6 protein-coding genes, 1 pseudogene and 1 riboswitch are annotated in these 6,781 nt (G+C 51.2%); of the genes and pseudogenes, 1 reads left to right on the top strand and 6 read right to left on the bottom strand.

Annotated elements, in window-relative coordinates; all coding sequences use genetic code 11:
• The 6 genes from ACTHS3_RS09580 to metK all read right to left on the bottom strand — a co-directional run.
• On the bottom strand, positions 1-533 hold a 533-nt coding region (locus tag ACTHS3_RS09580), incomplete at its 3' end, for a thiol:disulfide interchange protein DsbA/DsbL (protein WP_440367827.1).
• Between the two features lie 11 nt (positions 534-544).
• Positions 545-1,624, bottom strand: coding sequence for an SPOR domain-containing protein (locus ACTHS3_RS09575; protein ID WP_070625957.1), 1,080 nt, complete (start codon positions 1,622-1,624; stop codon positions 545-547).
• Between the two features lie 154 nt (positions 1,625-1,778).
• Positions 1,779-3,275 (bottom strand): YifB family Mg chelatase-like AAA ATPase, encoded by a 1,497-nt coding sequence (locus ACTHS3_RS09570; RefSeq protein WP_440367825.1) that lies wholly within the window; start codon positions 3,273-3,275, stop codon positions 1,779-1,781.
• A gap of 13 nt (positions 3,276-3,288) precedes the next feature.
• Positions 3,289-3,609, bottom strand: a complete 321-nt coding sequence (locus ACTHS3_RS09565) for an accessory factor UbiK family protein (RefSeq protein ID WP_049323809.1) — start codon at positions 3,607-3,609, stop codon at positions 3,289-3,291.
• Positions 3,610-3,733: 124 nt separating this feature from the next.
• A complete protein-coding gene (locus ACTHS3_RS09560) occupies positions 3,734-4,798 on the bottom strand; it encodes a DUF1176 domain-containing protein (RefSeq protein WP_440367823.1) in 1,065 nt (354 codons plus the stop codon).
• A gap of 170 nt (positions 4,799-4,968) precedes the next feature.
• Complete coding sequence (metK, locus tag ACTHS3_RS09555; RefSeq protein ID WP_440367821.1) at positions 4,969-6,138, bottom strand: methionine adenosyltransferase; 1,170 nt, start codon at positions 6,136-6,138, stop codon at positions 4,969-4,971.
• A 173-nt stretch (positions 6,139-6,311) separates the two neighbouring features.
• Positions 6,312-6,422, bottom strand: a riboswitch (SAM-I-IV-variant riboswitch).
• A 108-nt stretch (positions 6,423-6,530) separates the two neighbouring features.
• Between metK and ACTHS3_RS09550 the strand changes: the two are divergent.
• Positions 6,531-6,781 (top strand): annotated as a pseudogene (locus tag ACTHS3_RS09550) (lysophospholipid acyltransferase family protein); the annotation flags it as partial.

Here is a 6,781-nt window from a genome sequence, read left to right as displayed (position 1 = left end):
CCGACAATGACAGTTGGTGTGTTTTCAATTCGATAAGTTTCCGTCAATTGCTGCATTTTTGCAGCAGCCGACGCGGCGGCAGGGCTGTTGTAGGCTTGAAGCAGTTTTTTACTGTCAAAACTTGTCTGTTTACCGACCCATGATCGGAATATATTTGCATCAGCCAAGTTAATCTTCTGTTCGTAAACAGCTTTGAAGATGACTGGATTGGCCTGATATTTCAAACCTGAAAGATTGACGGCAGCGGCTACCTTGGCCAAGCCCAACATTTCAGGCATCCAAACGACGTGCTCTGTCCGTAAGGAAACATCTTTAGCGAAGGTTTTGCTGTGTTGCAACAAAACCGGATCGAGATGGTAACAATGGACGCAGAAGTAGCCGAAAAATTCTAGCACTTCAATTTTTCCGGCTTGCTGCTGCGGGATAGGGCGACTAAGAACGGTATAGTCCACGCCTTCGGTAGCAGCCTGCGCACTCAGACTGAGCAGGCTCAGGCTGAGTGCGGCAATAGTTTGTTTCATACGCTGCTTCATCAGTGATTCCATTATTTGGCAGAACGAATCAAGCTGTTGATATTATGGCCTTGCAGGTTTTTTTGCAGTTTCACAGCGGCTTCCTGCGGCATGGTGTTACTTTGAACTCGATAAATGGTTTTGTCGCCGTTTTGCAACTCAACCACTTTGGAAGACACACCTAAAATAGCCAATTTCGCACGTTGTGAATCTGCGCTGGAGCGGTCTGCATATGAACCAAGTTGCAGGAATGCCTTTTTACCGCTGTTGGCAGCTGCTTCGGCTTTTTCTGCCGATTGTTTGCCAGCGGCGTTGCTGCTTTCTTTTGTTGCAGAGGCATTTGCAGCTTTGCGAGCTTTTTCGATGCTGCCGCTATTGAGGATTTGCTCAGGTGTCGGCTTGTTTTGTTTTTTGGCTTCGGCCGCTTTTTTCTCAGCCAATTTGCGCTCGGCACGCTCTTTTTGTTTGTCGGTCAGTTGGTCGGCCGCTTTTTTGTCTTTTGCAGTTTTATCGGCAGCTTCTTTTTCAGCTTTGGCTTTTTCTGCGCGTTTTTTTTCTAATTCGGCTTTTTTCTCGGCCAGTTTTTTCTTGGCGGCTTCTTTTTCTGCTTCCGCTTTTGCGGCTTTTTCTTTGGCTTCACGTTCGGCTTTGTCGGCGGCAGTTTTGTCTGCTCTTTCTTTGGCTTCGCGTTCGGCTTTATCGGCAGCGGCTTTTTCAGCTTTTTCTTTAGCTTCGCGTTCGGCTTTTTCTGCTTCAGCTTTATCCGCCTTTTCTTTGGCTTCGCGCTCGGCTTTTTCCTGAGCCTCTTTTTCTGCTTGTGCCGCTTTTTCTTCAGCTTCTTTGGCAGCCTTTTCAGCAGCTTCTTTTTCAGCCTTGGCTTTTTCTTCATCTGCTTGGCTGGACGAATTGTCGGTAGCAGGGCGTTTCTCTGCTTTGTCTTGAGGCTTCAGGATTTCAGGTTCTTCACTTTGTTTAGGCTGGGTCAGCTCTTTGAAAACGTTTTGGTTGCCTTGGTTCAAGAAGAACAAAATACCGGCAATAATACCTGTTGCCAGTATCAGGCCGAAAAAGAAACCGGCCAAGCCTTTGCCATATTGTGTAGATTTTTTCATGACTTACCTTGTAATAATGGGTTCAGACGGCCTGAAGGGAGACTGTCTGAGTTTGAATTCGATATTTTATCAATAACCGTTATAGACGGCAAAATCCTGATGCTTTGTTTACTCTAGTTTTACTTAAATATAAAGATTCAGGCCGTCTGAAAAGTTAGAGGGCGCGACGGAAACCGATGGCTTTCATCACATGGGTTTTATTGACTTCCTCGTCGCCTGCCAAATCGGCCAGCGTACGGGCAACGCGCATGATGCGGTGGAAACTGCGCGCGGATAGGGACAGTTTTTCGAGCATGGTTCCCAAGGCTTCTTGCGCTTCTTTTTGGATACGGGCTTTGCCATCGAGTTCGCTGACACTCAATTCGGCATTAACTTTGCCTTGTCGGCCGTATTGGATTTTTCGCGCGGCGGTAACGCGTTCTAATACGGCGGCACTGGATTCTCCGGCTTCTTGTTGCATCAGCTCGGCGGCGGAAAGGCTGGGGACTTCGATGGTTAAATCGATGCGGTCGAGTAATGGCCCTGAAATTTTGCTGCGGTAACGGGCGATGCTTTCAGGCGTGCAGCGGCAAGGTTTGGACGGATGACCGAGATAGCCGCAAGGGCAGGGGTTCATGGCGGCGACGAGCTGGAACTTGGCCGGATAAACGGCTTGGCGTGCGGCGCGGGAAATATGGATTTCGCCGTTTTCCAAAGGTTCGCGCAATACTTCCAATACTTTACGGTCAAACTCGGGCAATTCGTCTAAAAACAACACACCATGGTGCGCCAAAGAAATTTCACCCGGACGCGGGTCGGAACCGCCGCCGACCATGGCAGCCGAGCTGGCGCTGTGGTGGGGACTGCGGAAAGGGCGGTTGCTGTCGAGCTGCTGTTGATGGTTGGGTAGGAGCGAACGCAATGCCCAGACTTCGACCAATTCGTCTTCGGTCAAAGGCGGAAGGATACCGGGCAAACGTTGCGAAAGCATGGATTTGCCTGTACCCGGAGGGCCCATCATCAGCAGGCTGTGTCCGCCTGCCGCGGCGATTTCCAAGGCGAGGCGGGCGGTATGTTGGCCTTTGACATCGGCTAAGTCGGGTATTTTACTTTGTTCAGACGGCCTTTGTGGCAGTTTGCATTCGGTTTGTGTCAACGGTTCGATGTCGTTTAAATGGGCGGCCACTTCGCCCAAAGAACGTGCGCCATAAACCGCAATGCCACGCATGACGGCAGCCTGTTCGGCATTTTCTTGCGGCAAGACGAACGAACGGCCGGCCTGCATTCCCTGCCATGCCATGGCCAGCGCGCCGCGTACGGGACGCAGCAGTCCGGACAGCGCCAATTCTCCGGCAAACTCATATTGCGCGAGCTTTTCAGGGTTGATTTGTCCCGATGCGGCAAGAATGCCTAAGGCAATCGGTAAATCGAAACGGCCGGATTCTTTGGGGAGGTCGGCCGGTGCGAGGTTGACAGTAATTTTCTTGGCGGGGAAGTCGAAGCCGCTTTGGATGATGGCGGCACGCACGCGGTCGCGGCTTTCTTTGACTTCAGTATCGGGCAAACCGACGATATTGAAATGTGGCAAGCCGTTGGCAAGGTGGGCTTCCACTTCGACCAACGGCGCGTTCATACCGCTTAAGGCGCGGCTGTAAACCAAAGCAAGCGACATGTTTCAGACGGCCTTATTCGGCGGCTTCGGTTTGTTGTGCGATTTCGGCAACTGCTTCTTCGGCAGCTTCTTCGGCAGCTTTCAAAGCAGCTTCTTCAGGCTCTTGGGCGGCTTCGAGTTTGGCCAAACGGGCTTCCAATTCGGCCAGCTTGGTACGGGTTTTAATCAAAACCTGTTGTTGGATGTCGAATTCTTCTCGGGTTACCAAATCCATGCGGTTGAACGCGCTGCCGAGCATGGCTTTAACGTTTTTTTCCATGTCTTTGGCAGGGCTGTTGGCGATGGTTTCGCTGATTTTGGAGCTGACTTCTTCAAAAAGTTGTTTGCCGAACATAATCCGTATCCTTTATTCAGAATGTATATAGAAATTCAAGTGGCTATTGTATAAGGAAAAAGGCCGTCTGAAAACGGGAATTTTGAGACGGCCTTTGCTTTCTATCGTAAATATTCCGTGTCTTTTAACGCTCAACACGGGCTTCAAAAATAGGCATCAGCCATGCGCCGCCTGTGAAGCCTTTGCATGAACCGGTGGTGTGTTCCTCACTGCGGACAAACGTTTTACCGTCCCACACTGCGGCATTGCCCGACCAGCAATCACCTATGCCGCGGCCTTTGAAGCTGCCGCTAAGGGTGGCTGTTTTCTCATCGAATCCGCCGTGCCCGCCGTATGTCATTGGTGGCAGTACTTGTTCGATTTTGGTTAATTTTTTGTCGGCAATGACATAGTAGCCGCTGGTTTGATAGGCTCCGCCGATACAGACGGCCTCCACTAAAACTTGTTGTTTGTTGAGCGGATAAATATTTAGGCTGCGGTTCCAATCCATTTGCTCTTTATTGTGCAGGGCGTAACAGTAATTATCGTCGCCTTCAGAAACACGGTTGCTGTTGCGCAGCAGCTTCATGACGGCGCTGTGGCGCGGTGTGTCTTGTTCCAGTATATCGCCTGCTGTTTTCGGCACGGCAACGGCGCGGATGACGGGTTTGGGCTGCGGGCTGAGGACTGCCTGACTGCTGTTGCCTTTGCGTATCAGTGCGGAAGGCGTGTTCAGACGGCCTTGGAATTCGTCCGCTTTCAACATTGCCGCCGCCGCGCCTTTGTCGGACAAGTGCCATTCATATTTGCCGGCGCGGATGCTGATTTTGCTTTCTTTTTTCAACGCTTCGAGCAAGGCGTTGGTTTGCGCGCTGTTCAATTTGCCTTGGCCTTTTTTGTTCAACGCCAATTTGCCCAGTGATTTGCCATTCAACATCAATTCGTTGCGGGCCGCCACACGGGCGAGTTGCCTATCATCGTCGTTAAACGGCAGCAGGGAAACTTCGCCGGCAACGGCGGCGTTCGCCCCCGCTTTTCGGGTAAACAAGATGGAAACCGGCGTTTCTGTTTCATCCGCCTGATATCCCGCAAGACGGCAGGTACCGGTATTGTCGCAGGCAATGTCCCAGTCTTGGTAATTTTGATAAAAGCCTTGAGGCGGAGCAGCCAGTGCGGTGGCAGGCAAAACAGCCAGCAGCCATTTTTTCATGATGCATTCTTTCAATTTTATTTATGTAGATTCACAAAGGCGGCATAGCAATCCAAAATTTGTTACGCTGTTTTGTGAAAATACGATGTGTCGTTCGTAAAAAGGTTTTGAATATTGAGATGTAAAAAAGGCCGTCTGAAATGCCTGTTCAGACGACCTTTATCGTCGTTTTACACGCCTGCAGCTGCTTTCAATGCGGCTGCTTTGTCGGTGCGCTCCCAAGTAAACTCAGGCTCTTCGCGGCCGAAGTGGCCGTATGCGGCGGATTTGCTGTAAATCGGGCGCAAGAGGTCGAGCATTTGGACGATGCCTTTGGGGCGCAGGTCGAAATGTTCGCGAACCAGGGCAATCAGTTTTTCTTCGCTGATTTTGCCGGTGCCGAAAGTATCGATGGAAATCGAAGTCGGTTCGGCAACGCCGATGGCGTAGGAAACTTGGATTTGGCATTGGGTTGCCAAACCGGCGGCAACGATATTTTTCGCAACATAGCGGCAGGCGTAGGCGGCGGAACGGTCCACTTTGGACGGGTCTTTGCCGGAGAATGCGCCACCACCGTGCGGAGCTGCGCCGCCGTAGGTATCGACGATGATTTTGCGGCCGGTCAAACCGCAGTCGCCTTGCGGGCCGCCGATGACGAAGCGGCCGGTCGGGTTGATCAGGTATTTGGTTTCATCAGTCAGCATTTCAGACGGCAGAACCGGTTTGATGATGTGTTCGATCACAGCGTTTTTCAGCTCTTCGTAGCCGATAGACGGATCGTGCTGGGTGGACAGGACGACGGTGTCGATGCGTTTTACTTTGCCGGTTTCGCTGTCGTAAACCACGGTCAGTTGCGCTTTGGCATCAGGGCGCAGCCAAGGCAGGCGGCCGTCTTTGCGCAATTCGCTTTGACGCTGCATCAGGCGGTGGCTGTAATAGATGGCAAACGGCATCAGGGTAGGGGTTTCGTCGCAGGCATAGCCGAACATCAAGCCTTGGTCGCCCGCGCCTTGGGTCAAGTCGATGCCTTCGCCTTCGTTCACGCCTTGGGCGATGTCGGGGGATTGCTGGTCGTAGTACACGCCGACTGCGCAGCCGTTGGCGTCAAAGCCCAGCTCGGAGGAGTTGTAGCCGATGCGTTTGATGGTTTCGCGTGCGACTTTGATGTAGTCCACTTGGGCGGTGGTAGTAATTTCGCCTGCCAATACGCACAAGCCTGTGTTGACCAAGGTTTCTGCGGCGACACGCGCTTTTGGGTCTTGCGCCAAGATGGCATCCAGAATCGCATCGGATACTTGGTCGGCAACTTTATCCGGATGGCCTTCGGATACCGATTCGGAAGTAAACAGATATTCGCTCATTGCTATTCTTTCATTAAAAACAGGCTGCTGTGTTTTCAGACGGCCTTTTATTTCGGACAGCGGAAATCATAACAAAAACTCCGCTTTTTCTCTATACAAGTGAGAAACATTCGCACTTGCCTACTGTTTCGGAATCCTGTTGCACGTTTCTTACAGGCAAAAAAATTCCCGCATTAAGCGGGTTTGGATTGCTCTGGCGAGCCACATCGGTTTTTCAACCGTCCACCTTACCTTTCCGTTTGAAAAGCAGGTTGGCATGGAATTCCCAACTCTTAATGCAACGCGGATAGTAGCAGAAAAGCAGGTGCGCCGCAATATATTTGCCCGAAGTCTGTTTTGTTCAGACGGCCTGTTTCGTTTACAATCTGTCCACTTCATTTTGGTAAACCCTTATGCAAACGCTTGTTACCTTTGTTTTTAAATTTTTGGCCGCGCTGCCTTTGGCTTGGTTGCACAAATTAGGCAACCTGCTCGGCAGTTTGGGTTTCCGCGTGCTGTCGAAAGATCGCCGGCGTGTTTTTGAAAACATGAAACTTGCCGGTTTGAACCCGACGGACGAGGCAGTAAAAAAAGTTTTCCGTGAAACGGCAAAAGGCGGCTTGGAATTGCCGGTGGCGTTTTTCAGACGGCCTGAGGAAATTGA

It is taken from the genome of Neisseria sp. P0009.S007, from assembly GCF_051962515.1.
Note: the sequence above shows the minus strand (reverse complement) of the source record. Positions and strands in the feature narration are given on the sequence as shown.